Here is a 20081-nt window from a genome sequence, read left to right on the forward strand (position 1 = left end):
GAAATAGACCGGCCCCCTGGCTTTCGACGTGGGGTATCGAAAGCCAGGGGGCCGGTAGGGTCGCCGAGGGGACAGCGACCGCTCAGGTGCCCGTCGCAGGGGGGTGGGCGGGTACCTGTGTCGGGTGGTCTATGCCCCGTTGCTCGATGGTCCAGACTGCGAACTCACCGATCGGGGCCTGCAGATCCTGGGCATATTGTCACAATCCTCGGGGAACTGTCACGCGCGGCCGGTGGATCCATCGGACGGAAATAGCGGCTACCGATTGTGATGTGTTCCGACGCTGCAACCCATCACCAGCCATCTCCGCTCTCCCAAGAATTGTTTCTCCGCAACCAAAGGTCAATATGTTCGGTTCACACAGTTCCGTGCGCGGAGTCGATCCGGGTGAGGTAATACGTCACATACGGGCTGGGCGGGTATTCGTCCCGGCTCGTTTTGACCGCGTACCGGCGCAATACTCCTGCTCGGTCTCGCAATTCGACGACTGTGGCCGTGCGCGGTTCACAGCGATCCGCGCAGTTCCACAGTTCGTTGAAGTCGGGGGAGGCTCGCAACGGCGCGAGCACCGCCTCGATCTCTTCCGGCGAAGCGACCGCAGGCGCCTCGCACCGCAGCTGACACAGCAACGAACGGATCTGACAGCGCCGGTCTCGATCCTCGAACGCAGCCTTCGCACCGGGGTGGAAGAACAGCCACTCCAACATGCTCGCCGGCCGAGCATCGGTGGATGACGCAGGCTCCAGACCTGGGAACAGCTCACGACAGGCCGCGTTCACCGCGTACACGTAGTGCAGCGGTGGTGTCTGGATCATCGCCGGACCCTGGAAGTCGTCGAGGTGTCGTTGGGCCAGCTCGGCGTGCCAGGGCGGACGGCGACGACGTCCGGATTTCAGGTGGGGGCGGTGGCGCATCGTTTCCGGTCCGTTCTGGGCATATCCCCGGGCGCTGGTGAGTGGTGATCGATCCGCGGAAGTGATGTGGCCCGCGATGGTCCGGCTGGATTACAGCGCTCTGGCACACACACAATTGTGTGTAGATGCAGCTGCGCACACAAATTTGTGAGTAGGGCCCTGTGAGCTGCGCAGCTGGAAAATTCCCGCACCCGAATTTCGCGTTCTCACAGATCTGTGGGAACGGCCCTGATTGACACCAATGGGCCTACCGGTTTGACTCTGTTTCGACAGCTTCACCGGATCGAGTCGCATCGCGAATATTCGATCGAACCGCGCCTTAATGCGGGTACTCGGTGGAGCTGGCGGAGGGAGAAAGGCGCTCGCGGTCGGCTCTGTGAACACCATCAGGGCAGGGCCGGCCGCGGCCGCCGAAATTCGACGGGGGAAGGACATGACACGTGTTGGTGGCACCACTGATGTAGGCATGGACACCTGTTCTGCGCAGCTGTAATGCGCGCCCTTTTCATGCTGACGTGAAAGACCCCCAGCCGTTTGCGGCGACTGGGGGACATGCAGCCATGCGGGCAGGTCGAACTGCCCTTGTAACCACAGCTCTGTTGGTTTGGGGCCAGCAGAGTCTTCCTTTTGCAGAGAGGCGGTTCTCTGCCGTGACCACGGTAGACCACGCGCAGGCACACAGCCACGCTCATTCAACTTTTCCCCCGATGTGCTCTGACCAAGCACGCAGGGGTCCGGTGGGAGTCATCCAGGACGCCCCGCACCCGAGCACGCATCGCTCCGGCTCTCGGTCATCGACCAGCCGGAGCGGTGCGGCTCCCTTCGCCCGCTATCTGTCCTCGGCCTGCCCGAGGCAACGACTCGCCGCGCCTGCAGCGAGCCCTCAGCTTGGCGCGCGACTGGCGCGCGTCAATATCGAAAGGAACACCCATGGGAATCCTGAGCTTGGTGGGAAGCCTGGCCAACATCGCCGCGAACCTGGCCTTCGCCGCCAATCAGGTGGTGTACGCGGTGCTGCCCTTCCTGCCGCACTGACACCGGGTCGCTCTGCATTGCCCTTGCAGCTCCCAGCCTCCTCGCATGGGCTGGGAGCCCAGGGCGACCAGATCCTCGGCACTTCGACCTGCCGGTACCGGAGGTCGAAGTGATGCAGAAGACCTTGGCGCTCACCATGATCGCGGCGGCCGTCGCGTTCGCCATGACTGCGGGTCCGGCTGGCGCCGATCCCGCGATGCCGTCGATACCCGACTCCTTCTATCTGCCCGCCGAAGCCCCGATTGCTGGTCAGCCCGGCGACATCATCTCTACGCGGCCGATGCCTGCACCGTTCGCGGTGACCGGCGCGGTGACACAACTGCAGTTCGCCTCGACCGACACACTGGGTCGGGCGATCCCCGCGGTCGCAACGGTCATCCGTCCCGATCACGCTGCACCGAACGGGCCTGTGTTCGTATACGGGCACACCGCCAATGCACTCGGGCTCAGGTGCGCCCCCTCGCAGACTCTGTGGTCGGCCGACAGCGACCTGGTCATCCGCGAAGCACCCGCGCTGGACCCACTGTTGGCCCTGGGGTGGACCGTGATCATCCCTGACCACCTCGGCCCGCGATCTGCCTACGGCGCAGCCCGGCTGGGTGGTCAGATCACCCTGGATTCGATTCGCGCCACGCAGCGTCACACACCGTTCAACCTCGCTCACAGCCCCATCACCATGGCGGGCTACTCCGGTGGCGGCATGGCGGTCGCCTGGGCGGCCGCTCTGCAGCCGACCTATGCCCCCGAGTTGTCCTTGACGGCGGCCGCGATCGGTGGCGTACCCACCAACCTCGAAACGATGGCCGAAGCGCTCGGCCACAATCCGCACCCGGCATTCGGGCTCGCGGCGGCCGCCGCTTTCGGTTTGGAGCGTGAGTACGGCGAGCAACTTCCGATCAGCGAGTACCTGACCGATGAGGGCCGCCGATTCCGAGCCGACATGAATAATGCCTGCACCAATGAGATCTTGCGCTTGGGCTACAACCGCTCGGTGGGCGGGCTGGGCACCTCGTTCGAACTCTTCTACAGCGATCGCACCCGAGAGATTCTGCGGGCCAACTCGCTTGAGTTCTTCCCTGATCTGCCGAGTGTGCCGATCCTGGAATGGCATTCGGCGACCGATCCGCTGATCCCAGTTGCTTCTCTGGACGCCACCATGGCGCGCTGGCGCGCTGGTGGGGTGTCGGTGACCAACATTCCGTGCCCTGCTCCCGAACACGTCAGCGGCGCCGCACTCGGCCTGCCGGTCGCGGTGGCCGCACTGGTCAGCCGTGTTTCGGCGCTGCCGATCAGCGGGGGTGGTCGTTGATGGCCCTCGTAGTAGAAGGTGTTGTCGCCAACCGTCGTTCGGTGCCGGCGGGCGCGGTCCTGGCGGTGGCCTGTGCGGCGACGTTCGTGAGCTTCTTGGATCTCGCGCTGGTCAACTTGGCGTTCCCCCAGATCGCTGCGGACTTCCCCGGCGGCATCTCCACGCTGACCTGGGTGGTGAGCGCCTATACCGTCGCGTTCGCGGCGTTCTTGGCCGCCTTCGGCCGCCTTGCCGATGCACTCGGCCATCAGAAGGTACTGCTGGTCGGTGTCCTCGTGGTCGCACTGTCCTCGTTGGGCTGCGCGATCGCGCCGACAATCGAGTGGCTGATCGCCGCTCGTGCGGTGCAGGGCATCGCCGGTGCCGCTCTGTTGCCCGCGTCCTTGGGCGCGGTCCTGGCCACGATGCCTTCGTCGAAAGTGCCAGCGGCGATTGGGGCCTGGTCCGCGGCGGGGGCGCTCGCTGCGGCCATCGGTCCGGCTGCCGGTGCGGTGATCGTCGACTTCTGGGGCTGGCGGGCGACCTTTGTCGCCGTGGCCGCCGCGTGCGTGCTCCTGGGCGCTGCGGTCGTGTTGTGGATACCTGCACACACTTCCGACCCGGTCGAAGACAGGAGATCCCGCCTGCCGGACATGCTCGGCGTAGCGCTGTTGGCAGTCGGGGTCGGGGTGATCGTGGCCGCAGTCAGCGAAGCGGGCCGATGGGGGTGGTCGCACCCGGTGACCGTCATGCTGGTTTTTGTCGGTGTCACCGCGCTGTGCACCGTGGTGATTCGCGGCTCGATGCACCCACGCCCGGCGCTGGAAGTATCGCTGTGGCATTGGCGGCCCTTCGCATGGGCCAACGTGATTTCAGCGCTGCTGGGTCATGGCCTGTTCGCCTACCTGCTGGCCGCGCCGATGTTCTTGACCGCGATCTGGCACCTGAGCTTGATGCAAGCAGCTGGTTGCGTCGGCGCCGCCGGTGGGCTGGCGATGATCGCCGCTGGTGTTGGGGGCCGCTTCATCACGATCCACAACGCCAGCTGGTTCACCGGCGTCGGTCTCATGCTCAAGGCCGCAGGTTTCGCGGTGGTCGCCGGATGCTTCGGTGAGCAGCGCTCCTTCGGGCTCTGGGCTCTGGTCGCGGTCCTGCTCGGTGTCGGTATGGGATTGGCCATCACCGCACTGTCGGTGATCACCGCCGCCGCCGGCGGAGTTGATTCCGCCGCGTCAGCCATCGGGCTCAACCTCACCGCGCGTTCGATCGGTGGTGCGATCGGGGTAGCGGTCCTGGCCGCGGTGCTGACCGATGACCACTACGTGCTCGCCTCGTTCCATCGATTGTTCGCTGTGCTCGCGGCGGTGGCCGCTTGCGGCGCGATCGCCGCGGTGCGGTTGCGCATTCCTGTCCGGGACAAGTCCGTGTCGAGCTTCGGGGACTTCGCGTCGTGAAGGCGACCGTGCACACCGACGACGGTGTTGGGCTCGCGGTCCGTGCAACGGCGCACGGCCGCGCGCCGATCAAGGTCGTCTTCGTCCACGGCTTCCTCGCCGACAGCCGCTTCTGGGATCCGCTTGTGCTCGAGCTGCAGAGCCATCATCTAGCTGACGAGCTGGATCTGGTGGTCTTCGACGCACGCGGCCACGGCGCGTCCACGCGACCAGATAAACGTTCGGTGACCACCGTCGCGCGCATGGCCGACGACCTTGCCGCAGTGGTGGATTGGGTCGGCCCGGCGCCGGTAGTGATCGTGGGCCACTCGGTCGGAACATTCGTTGTCCAGGAATACGCCTACCGGCACGCGCCGCAGTTCCGCGCCCGCGTCGGTGGGCTCGTGCTGTTCAATCCAGCCAGCGAGACCCCGTCCTACGTCGTGGCCGAGAAGAAACTACTCACGGTCACTGGGGTGCTGCGTCGGTGGCGCGGTGGCGCGCTCGACATCGTGAACCGGGGTGGTCACCGCCTGCTGGAACGCCAGTTCCGTGCGCAGGTTGCCCGCGCGAAACCGGGCCGGGCACAGTTCGTACCCGCCGGTGCGCCGATCGACGTGGGTGTTCTGGCAGATCTGGTGACGATCATGCTCGACTATCAGCTCGATCACTGTGCCGCCCAGGTCATCTCGACGGTTCCGGTATGGGTTCATACCGGCGGCCGCGACCGCGTAACCCCCCTCGGCCAGGCGCATCGGCTGATCGAATTGCTCGGCGGGAACGCACGACTGCGCGTGGATTCGGACTCAGCGCACTCGCTGCCCTACTCCGATCCCGCGTCTGCCGCGGTCACAGTGCGCTCAGCGATCAGTTCCCTGCGACGGCCAGCGATATACCCAACCGCGGCGCGGACCGGGTGATCCGGTGCTTGCCACCGACGAGGTCACCGCGCCCATCTTCGGGCTGGCCCACACCGTGTCCGCGACCGCGCCGTGCGTGATTGCGGTGGCGATCCGCAGCGGCCGCGCGGTCACCGCAGCAGGGTGGCCGGTTCCCGACGTGGCAGCCGTAGGTGAATTCGTCGCCAACAGTCGGGCGGACGAAGTCGCGCTGGTCGTCGTCGCTGACACACGAAGCGCCGGTCGCGCGATCGGTTGTGCCGATGACCTCGTCGACCGACTGCGCGCCGAGCACACAGTCGTGCGGCTGTGCGTGCACGTCCCGGTTCTGCAGGCGGGGGTGATCTGGACGAGCTTGCTCGATCACAGCAACCCCGGCGGGCTGGTGACGCTGATGCCTCCGCGAGCAGGTCTGTGACCACACAGAAATCCGGAAGGAGAACACCCAACATGACCCGAACAGGTCAAACCATGCGGCGAGTGATCGCCGCCGCCGCAGTGCCAGCAGTGCTCGCGGTGTCTGCAGGGACGGCGGTAGCCGACCCACAGGCCGGGGTCACCCCGCAGGCGTCGCCGGGCCAAGCCGGGGTCACCCCGCAAGGCGGTGGAACGCAAGCGGGCGCGACCCCTGCACCCAAGCCCGCTCCTGCACCAGACGCTGGAACAGCTCTTGCGGCGGTCATTCCCGACGCGCCGGCACCTCGCCAGGACCGCCCGATGCCGAACTTCTGGGTGGCTCCTCAGTCCGCTCCCCAGATCGAGGACGACCAGCCCGAAACCGACACAGAGGAATCCGAAGGCGAGCAGCCCGAGGTGCAGCCCGAAACCGCGCCAGCGGCGAGGGTCCAGCTCCACCTCGGCGCCGACACCACCACGGCCCCCGAAGGTGTGCCGGATTCGCTGGTGGAGAAGTGGAACCAATGGAACGACTACGGCGTGTACCAGATCGCGCTCGCTGGTGATGCGCTCGGACTTCCGCGTGAGGAATCCGATCGACGGGCGAAAGCGGGCGCCGGCGGCATGGTCGCAGGTGGTTACCTCGGTGGCACCGCTGCGGGCGCGGTCGGTTCGCTCACCGGCTGCCTGGGTGGCATGGCCATCGGCGGTGTGATCGGTGGCGTCGCCGCAGGTATCCCCAGCGGAGGTGTCGGCTCACCACTGGGCGCGGCGGTGGGCGGTGTGGCCGGGTGCATCGCCGGTGGCCTCGTCGTCGGTGTCCCGGCGATGGTCGCGGGCATGGTCGCGGGCGGCACGGTCGGCGGCGCGGCGGGCGCTGCGTTCGGTGGCGGGAACAGCGACAACCCCGCACCCGCACCCGCTGAGCTGGGCGGCCCGGCCGTCGAAGAGGCGCCGGTCGCCGAAGAGCCGGTCGCTGAAGACGGTGAGGTCATCGAAGCTGTCGAGGTCAGCAGCGAAGTGCAGCCGGTACCGCTTGTGGTGCCGACCAATCCGATCGATGACCTGGTGGCCTCGGTCTCCGGTGCAGCGAACGCGTTCTGGGCGCAGCTGAGCGCCCCGGTGCCGCCGCCGACTTTCCAGGCCGCCGGGGCGTAGTCGTGGTCGGGGAGTGGGTTGTGCAGGGGGCGCACGCGGCCGCGGTGCCGGATCTCGGCACCATCGTTCATCTGGTGCGTTCGGATCCGCCACCGTGGCCGCCGGTGCTGATCATCGGCGGGTGCGGTGGTGGTGGTGCGACCACCACCACCCTGGGCATGGCGTCTCAGATCGCCGATCTGGTGTGTTCGGTCGCTGTCGACGGCACAGCAGCGGGCGGTGATCTTGCGCTGCGCGGAGCTGATCTGCGCTTTGCTGGGTCGACGTTGCAGTCGTGGTTGGCGACAGCCAGCACTCCTGCTGGTGCTGCGCTGCGATCGTCGTTGTCGCTGGCCAGCAGCGGCGCCGCCATTGTGCGCCGCGATGCTTCGGCGCTGCCTCGGCGCGAAACGATCGCGACGGTGTGTGATCGGCTGCTGGCCGAAGGCTTGGCACCGATCGTCGACGGCGGGGCCTCCGTGGCCGCGCGCGACCTGCGCCCACTCCTCGACCACCCCGATGTGCGGATAGCTGTGACGATCCCGGCGCGGATGGACGCGGCCAACCGAGTCGCAATCACGTTGCGCCAGCTCGATGAAGAGTTCGGTGAGTCCTTGATCGCCTCGACGGTGCTCGTCATCAGCCATCAGAGCGCTCACACACCCACTGTTGCCGCTGCGCTGTCCCAGCACTACGGCGGGTGGATATCGGGAGTGATCGAAGTTCCTTTCGACCCACATCTGGCGATCGGCCGCACGATCACCAACCATGCCCTGCTGCCCGAAACCCGTTGGGCCTATCTGGATCTGGCGCGCTGGTTGCTGCCCGAACTCGGTCTACCCGGTGAGGAGATGGCAACTCATGGATGACTGGTTCGACACCGATGTCACTTCCGACGTCGGTGACACCGACGAAACCACCCACTCGGATCCGACGGCAGCTCGTGCGCTGTCGGTGGTGAACAACACCGACAGCGACGACGATTGGTTCACTGCCGCCGCGCCCGAGCCCGCGGCGCCGACAACAGCCGAGATCCCCACGCCGCGAACGGCTTCGGCGCCTGCGCGCCGTCGTGGGGTGGTTGTCGCTGTCGGTGCGCTGGCAGCCTTGCTCGCGCTGGCCGGCGGCGCGGCGGTTCTGGTCGCGGCGGCCATGCCCGGGGACACCCAGAATTTGACGATCCCGGAATCGGCGACGCCGACGTTGGTACCAGCCACTCCGACTCCGGCACCACCGTGGTGCAGCGGGCTGGCGGCGGGAGAACCGGCCAGCACCAGCGCATCTGACCCCGGCGCAGCAACGATCGCCGGTTTCGAGACCGCGTACTACGAGCGAAGAGACGCCGGTTTGGCACGCAGCTACGTCGCTGCTGATGCCCACGTCGGTTCCATCGAAGAGCTCGGGGCGGGCATCGCGTCCGTGCCCAGCGGCACCAGACACTGCGTGCTCACCACACGGCTACAGCCAGGGCTGTACGCGGTCGATCTGTTCACCCGCACCGCAGTCGGCGGGGCTCTGGAACAGATCCGCCAAACCATCACCACCGTCGACTCGCCCACCGGACCCAAGGGCGCATTGATCACCTCGATCAGTGCGCGGGAAGGCAAATGAGGCCATGACTGTTCGTAGGTTCCTCACCACCACAACCATCGCCGCGCTCAGCATTGCTGCGCTCAGCACCACCGCACCAACGGCGGTCGCCGAGGACACCGCGCCCGCGTGCGCGCCGCTGCATTTGCTGCTGGCCAACGGTGTCGGCGAGACATCGCCCGACGTGCCGACCGACGTCGATGGTGGCTTCGGTGCGGGCATTGCTGTCCCGGCGATGTCCAAGGCCAATACCGAGGGCAAGAGCCCGCTGCTGTCGCGATCGTATGTGCCCTACAAGGCCAGTGACGTGCAGAAGCAGGCGGTCGTGGCGGGCCAGGCCAGCGCAGTGAACCAGCTGACCGAGTTGGCCGCGAAGTGCCCCCAGCGGAAGGTGTTCCTGGTCGGCTACGGGTCGGGCGGACAGATCATGTCCGCTCTGGCACGCGATATCGGTGCAGGGAAAGGCCCGGTCAAAGCCGACCAGATAGCTGGCGTCGCGGTGTTCGCAGATCCGACTCGCGCGGCGGGCGCGACGATCTTCGCCAACAAGGCGACCGCTCCGGGAGCCGTGCCCGGTGCCAAGACCGGCAAGGACGGGACGGACCCGAAGGTCAACGGTATTCGGATCAACTCCGCGACCGCGCCGGACGGGTCCGGGGTCGCGCCGATCACTACCGGCTATGGGTCGCTGGCGGCGCGGGTGGCGAACTTCTGCAGCCATGGAGATCTGTCATGTGACATTCCCAAGGACGCCGCCTTGGCCAAGGTGATCGCGGGGATCACCGCCCAAACCTCCACCGACACCTCCGATCCGCTCGCGATCTTGAATTCGGCGGTGACAGCGATCGGATCCTCAGTGCTCTCGGCCAGCGGCGGGTTCGTCAACGACCACCTGAGTACTTCCAGCGACGGAAAGCTGCAGATCAATACCGGCGGCACCACGGTCATCGACCGCATGGTGAAGGCGTCCAATCCCAATTCCAACCCCAGCGATGGCCTGACCACCGCGATCACCGCGCTGACGAAGATCGCCGGGATGGGAATCAACGCCGCCGTCGCCGTCGGCAAAGACGTGCTCACTGCATCCACCATCGCCGAGGTCGGGGCGGCGATGCTGGCCGGGCCCGAGGCGGCGCTGGGAGCACTCGCGGTCAAGCTCGGCTCGGCGGTGGTCAAGCTCGTGAGCCCGGCCAACCTCACCAGCTTGGTGACAGTGGCGTTCAACGAGATCTCCAGCGGCGTGATCAACAATGCCGGACTCGTACGAATGGCACTGGATTCCTCGTACTGGCAGGGCACCCGCAACACCGGGTACACCACCACACCAATCGGTGTCGGCGGCCAGACCGCGGTCACCCTGACTGCGGAATGGGTAGCCGCAGCTGCCGAGGACATCGCGGGAGCTCAAGCCGCCGCGCCCAAACAGAGCGCACCCAAGCCCACCGGGCCGGTGTCGGCCGCGCCGGGACAGCAGACCCCTGCCGCGTCGACGATCCTGGCCGGGCAGGCGAACTGATCCGCGGTGAACGCCTTCATGCAACGAGCAGACGCCGGCGGTGACGACTTGGTCGGTCACGCACCATCGAGCACCGCCAAGTCCGGGCCCGCCGGGCTCAACGTTCCTACCGCGCAGGAACAGCGGCCTATCTGGCACAAGCCACTGTCACAGACCAGGCCACACCCGGCGTTCTGGCTGCTCGGTGCACACGGCGGTGCTGCGGTATCCACGCTCGAACGAGCATGGGCACCAGCGGCTGATGCTCTGGGCGGGTGGCCTGCGGCCGACAGCTACCCGAACGTGGTGATCTGCGCACGCACGCACCGCGCAGGATTGTCCGCCGCGCACGTGCTGCTACGCCAGGCTGCCGCCCATCAGATCGGCCAGGCACGGTTGCTGGGCCTGGTCACCGTCGTCGACCACGACGGTTCGTTGCCCGCGACGCTGCGCCGCCAGCTCGAAATCGTCGAAGAGCTTGCGCCCCAGGCCTGGCGGGTGCCCTTCATTCCCGACTTCCGGTGTTTGGCGATCACCCAGATGCCGCAGTGGTCGCCTCGAGATGAACCCGCTCCCGAGCAGAAGCGCTTTGCCCGCCGGGCGGACCCCACCCAGACCATCCACCCCGAGCTCGCCGAAATCGGCGGCCTCATCTTCACTGCCGCGCGTGCGGCGATCAGCCACTGAGCAGGAGTACCAGGACCATGTCTGCCCTGAGCACCACCTACTACGCGATGTCGGTCGACATTCTCGCGCAGATCGACGACCGCAAACCCTCCGCACCACCGGGCGCGGACAAGTTCATGACCATCCTGGAATGGCTGCTGTGGGCGGCCGTGATCGCCTGCATCGGCGGATTCATTGTCGCTGCGGCGATGCTGGCCTACCAGCGGATGCAGGGCGGCGGCGGCGACGCTCAGGGAAAGTTGGTCGGCGCGATGATCGGCGCTGTCCTGGTGTCGATGTCGATCTCGACGATCAACCTACTCGCGTTCTGATGTTGTTCGCCGAGCGCCGAACGCTTCCCGACGAAGTCACCGGCGGGCTCGAGCAGGTATTCAGCTGGTTCCTGTGGTTCGCCGCGCTCTTCTCGGTCGCCTCGCTGGTGGCCACCGTGATGACCCTGGTCTGGCAACGCCGTTCGGCGTCCTCGACCCATCTCATCGAGGAATCAGTGCTGATGCGGATTCTCATCGCGACCATCATCACCAGTTCCTCCGGAGTCCTCGCGCTCACGCTGCTCCGCTAATCCGCCCCGACCCTGTTCAGGAGTATTCATGTCCCCGGTGTGCCGTCGTGCCATGGTCGGATTCGCTCTGACCGTTCTCGCCCTTTCAACAGTGGCGTGCGGCAGCGATTCCGACCCCGAATCTGTTGTCCCGTCGTCGGTTTCACCTCCCGACCTGACTTCAGCACCCGCGAAGCTGAGCTGGGACACCTGGCGAGGGGTTCGCCTGCCGCGATCCTCGATCGATGGGCCCTCGCAGTCTGCTCAGGTCGTGGCTATGGGGTACCGGCACAGTCCGCAAGGTGCCGTGCTGGCCGCGATCCGTGGCCAGGTGCATCTGGGTATGGCGTCAGACTCCGAATGGGGCCGGACTGTCGCACTGGTGTCGGCGCCGGGGCCCGGCCGTGAGGAGTTCGCCGCGCAACGCGTCGTGCTGTCGATCTCGGGATCAGTGCCCGCGGGGGCGGCACCCAAGTACGTGGCGTTCAAGGTCAGCCACTACAGCGATACCGCGGCGGCCGTGCACATCGTCACCGAGATCGGCGCTCCGACACAGACATTCGACTACCCGGTGGCGCTGTCATGGATCGACAACGACTGGCGGATCGTGCTTCCGACCAGCGCCGAGGCGATCGACGCCACCGAGGTCACCAGCCTCGACGGCTACACACGGCTCGAGGGCAGCTGATGACCCGACCTCGCACCATCATCGTGGGACTGGCCACTGCGACCGTGCTCATCGGGCTGGCGGCGACGCTGGTCGCGCTCCGCCCGCAGGGCAAACCCACCGATGTTCCATCGTCGGTCGCGGCGGCGACGACAACCGTATCGGCAGGTGGTCAGACAGGATTCGATGACCCTGTCACCGATCAGCTCGGCCGCAAAGTCCTGATGCCGCGCAACCCCGCCGGCGAGGTACAAACGCAGCGCGACCCGAGAGGTGTCCGCAGCGAGTGCTCGCCCTCAACGCCTATCACCTCGCCCGAGGGCGTGCAGATCCAGCGCAGCTTCAACATCTCGATCTTGACCTCGGCCACCGACGGGCCTGCTCGGCTCGACGGACTCACTCCCCGCGGATACCAGCGCAGCCCACAAGGCGCAGCCCTGGCTGGATGGAACTTCGCGGCCCGGTTGATGTCCGGCGGCGCCCCGCAACACGAGGCCCTGGACAAGGTTGCTGTGCTCACCCAGGCCGAGCGAACCCAGCTGGATGCACTATCCGCCACCGCCGCACCGACCTCGGACAAGGCTGCCGCCTACCTGCAGATGATGCTGGCACCGGAAGCATTTCGTGTGCTCAGCTGCGACCAGGACTTCGTCGCGGTCGAGTGGGCGCTGCGGGCCGACGCCGACGCAGCTGGTCGACCCACCACCGAGAAATGGGTGGGACATCGCCTGAACTTGTTGTGGCGCAACGGCGATTGGTCTGCGCAGATGATCCGCGAGCACCAGAGCATCGGTTCTGGCAAGCGGTACGCCTCGTTGGAGGGGTGGACCACATGGACCTGGTGAAGAAGCTTCCAGCCATCGCGGTTCTGCTGCTGATTCTGTTCGGCACCGGCGCTGGCCTTGCCTCCGCCCAGCCGACAACCGAACCGACCCCGACGACGAGCACCCCGGCGCCGACGACAACCTCACGGACCAGCTCACCCTCGACCACACCGAGCGCGCCCACAACATCCTCACCGCTGCCGACCGCGCCCTCGGTTGAGCTGCCTGGCTACGCCAACGAGGACAACGAATACACCCAGACCCGCGAGGAGTGCAAAGAGCTAGTCGAAGTCAACGTCGACGCGGGACCGCTGACCGACATCGTCAACGGCGCGATCGACGGGATCAACACTTGGGGCTGCAACCAGGTCGCGGTGACCCTGCACCCTGTCGATGCCGCGTCGACCGCGATCTCCTCTGTGGTGTCGCTGTTCTGGGGCGACCCTGTCGGCAAGTTCTCCAAAGCGGTCATGGAAGGCAACGTCAACGCCTTTCACACCGTGATGGCGTTCTGGATCCAGATGCCGGTCTCGCTGGTCGACACCGCCAAGATCGACGGAATCCAGAGCTTCACCTGGGATCTACAGATATTCGCCCTCGCCTTCGGCATCGGTACCGGTGCGCTGCGAGTAGCGATCGCTCGCCGCCACGCCGTTTCCGAGGGCGCCGACGAAACCGCTCGGATGCTGGTCCGGACGCTGTTCTCGATCTGGACGCTCCCCACGATGGTGCTGGTCTTGCACCAAGTCACCGACGCGTTCTCGGTCTGGGTGCTGACCGAGTCGATGGGAGGAGACCCCAACGCCCGGATCACCGCGCTGACCTGGATTGACGAGAAGACCGGCCTGGGCCCAGTGGTGTCTTTGGTGCTCGCAGGGGTCGGCCTGCTCGGCTCGGTCGCCCAACTGGTGGCCATGTTCGTGCGCGAGGCGATCTTGACCTTGGCAGTGGGGCTGGCTCCGATCGCGGCCGCCGCCAGTGCCACCGGTGCGGGCCGCCAGACGTGGTCGTCGATGATCTCCTACACGATCGCGGCGCTGCTGTTCAAACCAGTGGCCGCGTTGTTATACGCGTTTGCATTCACGGTCGCGCAATCGGAGTCGGCGTTCGACGCGATCGCGGGATCGATCCTGCTGGCGTTCGCCGGGCTCGCTCTGCCGTCGCTGATCCGGGTGATCGCGCCGGCGGTATCGACGATCTCAGCTGGCGGCGGTCAGGTGGCAGCCCTCGCCGGAGGTGCCGCTGGCGCGGCAGCGACAGGTGCGGCGATGGGCGGGTCCGCCGCACGTGGCGCGGGCAACTTCATGAAGTCCTTCCAGGGGGGCGGCTCCGCTGGCGGCGGAGGCGCGGCCCCAGCGTCAGGCGCAGTAGGTTCCTCGGGCGGTGGTGGTGGCGGCCGAAGTGGCGGCGGGTCCAGTGGCGGGGGCGGGTCCAGTGGCGGGGGCGGGTCCAGTGGCGGCGGATCCGGCAGTAGAGCCCGCCAGGCCGCGGGTATAGCGGGAACCGCCAGCACCGGCGTGGGAATGGCGCTCTCGCGCGGAGCCAGCGCGATGCGCGCACCGGCACGTGGAGTCTCTGGCCTGGCGAACTTCGCCGAAGGCGCCGTCGGGCACGGGCAGGTGCCGCGATGAGCGCACAGCAACTGATCGAACGACCGCTCTACAGCTCTGGCACCTTCCCGCAGCGCACAGGGTTTTTCGGCCTATCGCTGCGCGCGTCGATGTTCGGAGGCGTCGCGATGATCGCGGCGCTGATGACCATGATGACCGCCGGTTTCCTGCCCGGCATCTGCGTCGCAGGTGTGGGTGTCCTCGTCCTGGCGCCGATGGTGATCACCTTCGGCCGCCGAAGTCTGTATGAAGGAATCGAATTGCGCATTCAATGGTGGCGGCGGCGCGCGAACGGCAGCACCGTCTATCGAGGTGGCCCACATTCCCGCATCCCCGGAGGCCGCTACCGGCTGCCCGGGCTGCTGGCAGCAACTCGGCTGCACGAGGCCACCGACCGGCTCGGCAATCCGTTCGGGCTCATCCACCGCCGGCGCACCGACGAGTACACCGTGGTGCTCGAATGCTGGCCCGGCGGTGACGAGGCACTGACTCAGCCCGAGCGCGACCTGATGACGGCCGACTGGGGTGCCTACCTGGCCGGGTTGGGACTGCCCGGTGATGTTGTGGCCGCGGTTGCGGTCGTGGAGACGATTCCAGCGTCCGGCCTGCGGCTCAAGCGCGAGGTTTCGCGCATGGTGCAGAACTCCAACTCCACGCTCGCCTCCGAGGTGATGATCGAGTCGGCGATCGAATTCCCGGCCGGGAAGCTGCAGCAGATGGCCAGGTTGTCGATCACCTTCAAGGCGACCACCAAAGCCAGGCGGGTCGACGCCGACGAGATGGCCGCCGAGCTGGCCCGCCGACTCCCCTCCCTCTACGAGGATCTGCTCGGCGCGGGAGTCGAAGCACTGCCGATGGCCGCCGCGCAGATCGTGGCCTTCACCCACCGCAGCTACAACCCCAGCGCCGAGTCCGACTTCGAGGCGTTGGAAGTCCTCCGCGAAGAACACGGCCTGGACTGGGAAGACGCCGGTCCAGCGGCCGCGAAAGCCGAATGGGACCACTACCGCCACAACGGTGTTCGCTCGATCGTCTGGGAGATGGCCTCACCGCCCGAGTCGGTTTTCGCCGACACGGTGCTCAAGCCGCTGCTCGACCCGCACGATGCGCTGCACCGCAAGCGTCTGGCCATCGTCTACCGACCGTTCACCGCGGGCGACGCGACCCGCAAAGTCGACCGTGAGTACAAGGACTCGCTGGTCGCGATGCAGCAGGGCAAAGCCGTCAAGTCCGCGGCGAGCGAATTGCGCTTGCAGGCAACCGAACAGCAGCGCGAAGAACAGGTCCGTGGTGCGGGCCTTCTCCGGTACTCGATGCTGCTGACCGTCACCATGACCGATGACATGGCCACCGCAGCGGCGGTCACCGAGTCGCTGGCAGCGCGAGCGCGCATCCGGCTCCACCGCGCTTACGGCACCCAGGACGCGGCGTTCGCGGCCGGTCTGGGTGTGGGCGTGTTGCTGGCTGACCACTCGTCGATGACCTCGATCGCGGCCAACGGATAGGGCGCGACATGGCCAAATCGAAATTCTCCGATGACGAACTCGCCCAGCTCGACGACGACATCGCCAGCGGCGCGGCGGTCGAGCCCGCTCTTTTCTCGGGCAAAGGCCGTGCGCTGGCACGGTGGCGGCGCGAGAACCGCGCTGCCATCGCTTCGGTCGACGCCGAAGAGCAGGAGCCGCAATGGCGGCGGGCATACACCGCGTCACCACGCGGCTACCGCGGGCCCGGCGCCGGAACGATGGAGACAGTGCAAGGCCCGCTGGAATGGCAGGCGACCACCGCGCACGCGTGTGGTCTGAACCCGTGGGTCGTCGGCGCCGCCGCCCCGCTCATCGGCACCCCGGTCGGATCACATCTGACCACCGGGGAGCCCGCCACCTGCGATCTGCTGGCATGGTTCGCTGCAGGGCTGATCTCCAACCCCAGTGCCTTCGTACTGAGCCTGCCAGGCCTGGGCAAGTCGACGCTGATCCGCAAAATGGTGATCGGCGCCGTCGCCCAAGGCCAAATCGCCCTGATCGCTGGCGATATGAAGCCCGAATACGTCGCGCTGATCTCCAAGATCGGTGGCCAGGTCATCACCTTGGGCCCCGGCAAAGGCCACCTCAATCCGCTCTCCGCCGGGTCGTTGGGCGCGACTCTGCCGGTGCTGGAAGCCAATCGCGAGCACCTCGCCCGGCTGGGCAAGCTCGAAGTGATCGCCGAAACCCAAGAACTGGTGCATTCGCGCCAGGTCACGATGGTCGCCGCGTTGATCGAGCTGATCCGTTCGGCGCCGGTCGCCGACTGGGAGCACGCACTGGTGTCGGCGGCGCTGCGCGAGCTGCGCGCCTCGGGACGATTCAGCTTCGCCGCCCCGCCACTGGTGCGCGACCTGGCTGCGCAGATCTCGCAAGGGTCCGAGCGACTGCAGAAGGTCGCCGCGGCGGACTCCATCGTCGAGTACATCGACACGATCAAGCCGCTGCGCCGGTCGCTGGAAGCTCTGCTGGATGGTCCCCTCGGTGAGATCTTCGCCGACCACACCACGGTGCCACTGGATCTGACCGCGCCCGGCATCTGCATCGATGTGAGCGCCTTGACCCGTGGGGACAAGAAGCTCAAGGCAGCCGTGATGCTGGCGTGCTGGAGCGATGCCTACGGGACCATGGAGGCCGCTCACCTGCTGGCCGAGGTCAAATTGGCCCCACAGCGCTACTTCTTGGCGGTCCTCGACGAGCTGTGGCAGGTCCTCGGCGCCGGCGCGGGGATGGTCTCACGCATCGACGAACTGACCCGTCTCAACCGCACTGATGGCACCGCGCTGTTGATGATCACCCACACCGGCCGCGATCTGGAGTCGCTACCCACCGAGATGGACGTCAAGACCGCCAAGGGCTTCATCGAGCGGGCCGGGATGGTGATCTGTGGTGGGCTGCCTGCGGGCGAGCTGACCAGGCTCGAAGATGTCTTGCAGTTCACCACCGCCGAGCAGGGAATGATCACCTCCTGGTCGCGTGGTGCGCCCCTGCGCCGCCATGGTCGCGGCCGCCGCCAAAAGCCCGCGGGCATCGGCAAATTCATGATCAAGATCAGCAAAGACGGCGCGCCGGGGATCCCGGTGCAAACCCAGCTGACCTCGATCGAGGTCGACGAACAACTGCACGACACCAACGTGCGGTTCAACGAGCTGTTCGAGCTCCAGGGTGTGCGGTGAGCTCCGAAGCGCGGCGTCGCATTTACACCGCTTCACGCCATACCTCCGTCGCACCCAACAAACCTCCAGCCGCTAGGCACGACGCAACGAGACAGGGACAACCCCCGATGACGATCTTGAACACATCATTGCACTCAGCTGCCGCTCCACCGGCAGATCGGAACCGGTGCGCACCGGAGCCTGCTGCGGCGCTGGGGCGAGTCGTCTTCGGCGACGCAGACGCGTATGAGCACCAGATGCGGTTCCGCGATGTGGTGGCCGCACTCGGCGACACACCCGGCACCGGGTCGACCCAGGCCGACGAGGCGCGCCAGGGATATCTGCTGCTGGAACGAGCCATCGACGCGTTGGGCGGATCGACGCGGGCCATCGCGGCACAGGACCGCGACTCGTACGCGTTGTTCGACTGGGCAGCCGCGCTGGCCCCGCACTTGCTGCCGTATCTGTCCGGGCATGTGAAGTTGACCGTCGCAGCGATCGAGGAACTGGGTAACGGGAGCCGGTATCAGCACTCGTGCCTGCAAGAACTGGACAGCGGCCGCACGGTGGGTGTGGCGATGGTGACCGAGTTGGGGCACGGCACTGATGCGTTCAACATGGAGACCACTGCTACCTGGCAACCACGCGAACGCGCTTACCGCCTGAACAGTCCCACCCCGGCGAGCGTGAAGTTCATGCCCAACGTCGCCGCGACGGGGGTGCCCAAGACCGTGATCGTGATCGCCCGACTGATCGTGAATGGCACCGATGAGGGAGTGTGGCCGTTTCTGCTGCCGCTGCGCACAGTTGAGGGCCTCGTCGACGGCGTCGATGTAGCGGCGTTGCCCGACAATGGATACGGGTTGGCGATGGACAACGCCGAGACACGGTTCGACGGTGCCGTTGTGGCGGAGTCGGGTCTGCTCGGCGGGAATGTGGCCTGGTTCGATGAGCAAGGCAGGTTCCACTGCGAGCTGACTGCGGCGCAACGGTTCGCGCGCACGATGAGCCCGTTGACTCCAGCGCGGCTGTGCATGGGCGGTGCTGCGGTGTCTGCGGCTCGTGCCGGGCTGGCGTTGACCATCGGCTACGCCAGTCGGCGCGTCATCCGCGCAAACGGAGCAACCATGCTGTCCAGCGACCATGTCGCACAGCATCTGGTGGGGGCGATGGCTGATGTATGGGCGATGACATGCCTGGTCAACAGCGTTCGCAGCCAATGTGAGGACGCTGGCGCCGAGGAGTCGGCCTTATGGGCGATGCTGGTCAAACCTGTCGCATCGCGCACGGCGTGGGAATCGCTCGAGGTGTGCCGACAGCGCACCGCTGCGCAGGGCATGCTCCGCGCCAATTACCTGACTGACTGGATCAGCCTGTGCCAGGGCACATTGACCGCCGAAGGCGAGAACTGGGCCATGCTGGGCGCGGCTGGCCGCGCGATCCGTCGGTCCGGAGTTCCCACCCTGACCAGCAGCATCCCCGGCAAGGGTGCGCGGGCATGGTGGCATCAGCTGCTTGCCCAGCGTGAGCGGCTACTACTCGACGGCATCGAGATGTGGGGGCACCCCGACACCAACGCGATCGATCTCGCGACCGCTGTCACGGACCGGGCCACCGTGGACGCGATGATCACAGCGGCCGAGGCCACGAATGATACTGCCACACAACAGATACTCACGAACCTTGCCGAGGTGTACGCGCTGCGCAGAGTCAGAGCGCAAGGTGTGTGGTTCGCCGCGAATGGAGCCCTTCCCGACGAACGTGCGGCCCTCATCGAGGCTGAACTGAACAGCCTCGTCGACGGTGTGGCACCGCACCTGCCGGTTCTGGCCCAGTCATTCGCGCTGCCCGACGACATGCCTGCACCGATCGCTGGGAACTACCTCACCTGGTGGACGAAGTACGCCGGCTGGCCGCAAACGCGCCCTGTGGGGGGCCCGGTGACCCACGAACCCGAACAGCAGTTGTCGTCGGCGGTGTTGTCGAGGAATGCGGCAACTCGACGAGAAGAAACGACCGACACAACTGTTAGAAGACTTGCCAAATCCACAGGTAGCGGAGCCTGCACTCGACAGGTTCGGGCAGAACCTATATGAGCGGCTACACCGCGCGGCAGCGTAGCTGGGCGATCACCACCTATCGCGAGACCCGCGAACAGCATCGATCGCGCATGGAGTGCTGCGCGGAGATCGCCAAAGATCTGGGCGCGCACGTCAACACCGTGGTCCGGTGGGTCAACGCCGAATTCGGCACCACTCGAGCGCTGTCGACAGAAGAGGTGCCCAGCAAGATCCGGGCGCTGCAGGCCGAAGTGACGCGACTGCGAGCCGCCAACCAGCAGCTCAGCGAAGCACGGGTGTCGTGAATGCAGGCAGCCGCGAGAG

Annotated in this window: 19 protein-coding genes; 18 read left to right on the forward strand and 1 reads right to left on the reverse strand. The window is 66.6% G+C overall.

The annotated features are described in order from the left end of the window. Positions 1–356 precede the first annotated feature (356 nt). Positions 357–914 carry a hypothetical protein gene (locus ACFWFP_RS30990; RefSeq protein WP_379300973.1) on the reverse strand — a complete coding sequence of 186 codons (558 nt, stop codon included), beginning with the start codon at positions 912–914 and terminating at the stop codon, positions 357–359. Positions 915–2061: 1147 nt separating this feature from the next. On the opposite strand from ACFWFP_RS30990, the gene ACFWFP_RS30995 reads away from it, so the two are divergent. From ACFWFP_RS30995 to ACFWFP_RS31080, 18 genes are all read left to right on the forward strand, one after another. Then, the gene (locus tag ACFWFP_RS30995) at positions 2062–3258 is read left to right on the forward strand and encodes a lipase family protein (protein WP_379300975.1); all 1197 of its coding nucleotides are present in this window, start codon (positions 2062–2064) and stop codon (positions 3256–3258) included. Next, positions 3258–4691 (forward strand): MFS transporter, encoded by a 1434-nt coding sequence (locus ACFWFP_RS31000; protein WP_379300977.1) that lies wholly within the window; start codon positions 3258–3260, stop codon positions 4689–4691. The genes ACFWFP_RS30995 and ACFWFP_RS31000 overlap by 1 nt, the downstream gene beginning before the upstream one ends. After that, positions 4688–5590 (forward strand): alpha/beta fold hydrolase, encoded by a 903-nt coding sequence (locus ACFWFP_RS31005; protein ID WP_379300979.1) that lies wholly within the window; start codon positions 4688–4690, stop codon positions 5588–5590. The genes ACFWFP_RS31000 and ACFWFP_RS31005 overlap by 4 nt, the downstream gene beginning before the upstream one ends. Positions 5591–5594: 4 nt before the next feature. Next, positions 5595–5987 (forward strand): hypothetical protein, encoded by a 393-nt coding sequence (locus ACFWFP_RS31010; protein ID WP_379300981.1) that lies wholly within the window; start codon positions 5595–5597, stop codon positions 5985–5987. A gap of 299 nt (positions 5988–6286) precedes the next feature. After that, complete coding sequence (locus ACFWFP_RS31015; RefSeq protein ID WP_379300983.1) at positions 6287–7123, forward strand: hypothetical protein; 837 nt, start codon at positions 6287–6289, stop codon at positions 7121–7123. Between the two features lie 20 nt (positions 7124–7143). Continuing rightward, a complete protein-coding gene (locus tag ACFWFP_RS31020; protein ID WP_379300984.1) occupies positions 7144–7971 on the forward strand; it encodes a hypothetical protein in 828 nt (275 codons plus the stop codon). Next, positions 7964–8713, forward strand: a complete 750-nt coding sequence (locus ACFWFP_RS31025) for a hypothetical protein (RefSeq protein WP_379300986.1) — start codon at positions 7964–7966, stop codon at positions 8711–8713. The genes ACFWFP_RS31020 and ACFWFP_RS31025 overlap by 8 nt, the downstream gene beginning before the upstream one ends. Positions 8714–8717: 4 nt before the next feature. Further along, positions 8718–10208: a cutinase family protein gene (locus tag ACFWFP_RS31030; RefSeq protein WP_379300988.1), complete on the forward strand. Its 1491-nt coding sequence runs from the start codon at positions 8718–8720 to the stop codon at positions 10206–10208. Between the two features lie 18 nt (positions 10209–10226). Beyond that, the gene (locus ACFWFP_RS31035; protein ID WP_379300990.1) at positions 10227–10874 is read left to right on the forward strand and encodes a DUF6668 family protein; all 648 of its coding nucleotides are present in this window, start codon (positions 10227–10229) and stop codon (positions 10872–10874) included. Between the two features lie 17 nt (positions 10875–10891). Beyond that, the gene (locus ACFWFP_RS31040; RefSeq protein ID WP_379300992.1) at positions 10892–11185 is read left to right on the forward strand and encodes a hypothetical protein; all 294 of its coding nucleotides are present in this window, start codon (positions 10892–10894) and stop codon (positions 11183–11185) included. Beyond that, positions 11185–11436 carry a hypothetical protein gene (locus ACFWFP_RS31045; RefSeq protein WP_379300994.1) on the forward strand — a complete coding sequence of 84 codons (252 nt, stop codon included), beginning with the start codon at positions 11185–11187 and terminating at the stop codon, positions 11434–11436. The genes ACFWFP_RS31040 and ACFWFP_RS31045 overlap by 1 nt, the downstream gene beginning before the upstream one ends. A 256-nt stretch (positions 11437–11692) precedes the next feature. Then, on the forward strand, positions 11693–12103 hold the full coding sequence (locus ACFWFP_RS31050) for a hypothetical protein (protein WP_379300996.1): 411 nt from the start codon (positions 11693–11695) through the stop codon (positions 12101–12103). Continuing rightward, positions 12103–12927 carry a hypothetical protein gene (locus tag ACFWFP_RS31055; RefSeq protein WP_379300998.1) on the forward strand — a complete coding sequence of 275 codons (825 nt, stop codon included), beginning with the start codon at positions 12103–12105 and terminating at the stop codon, positions 12925–12927. The genes ACFWFP_RS31050 and ACFWFP_RS31055 overlap by 1 nt, the downstream gene beginning before the upstream one ends. Continuing rightward, positions 12915–14537 carry a hypothetical protein gene (locus tag ACFWFP_RS31060; protein ID WP_379301000.1) on the forward strand — a complete coding sequence of 541 codons (1623 nt, stop codon included), beginning with the start codon at positions 12915–12917 and terminating at the stop codon, positions 14535–14537. Before ACFWFP_RS31055 ends, ACFWFP_RS31060 begins: the two co-directional genes overlap by 13 nt. Continuing rightward, a complete protein-coding gene (locus tag ACFWFP_RS31065) occupies positions 14534–16021 on the forward strand; it encodes an SCO6880 family protein (RefSeq protein WP_379301002.1) in 1488 nt (495 codons plus the stop codon). The genes ACFWFP_RS31060 and ACFWFP_RS31065 overlap by 4 nt, the downstream gene beginning before the upstream one ends. Positions 16022–16029: 8 nt before the next feature. Continuing rightward, positions 16030–17718, forward strand: a complete 1689-nt coding sequence (locus tag ACFWFP_RS31070; RefSeq protein ID WP_379301004.1) for an ATP/GTP-binding protein — start codon at positions 16030–16032, stop codon at positions 17716–17718. Positions 17719–17825: 107 nt separating this feature from the next. Beyond that, entirely contained in the window at positions 17826–19793 is a 1968-nt protein-coding gene (locus ACFWFP_RS31075; protein WP_379301006.1) for an acyl-CoA dehydrogenase family protein, read from the forward strand. Further along, complete coding sequence (locus ACFWFP_RS31080) at positions 19790–20062, forward strand: transposase (RefSeq protein WP_194829279.1); 273 nt, start codon at positions 19790–19792, stop codon at positions 20060–20062. Before ACFWFP_RS31075 ends, ACFWFP_RS31080 begins: the two co-directional genes overlap by 4 nt. Positions 20063–20081: the final 19 nt, after the last annotated feature.

This window comes from Nocardia sp. NPDC060249 (assembly GCF_042728755.1).
Classification (GTDB): domain Bacteria; phylum Actinomycetota; class Actinomycetes; order Mycobacteriales; family Mycobacteriaceae; genus Nocardia.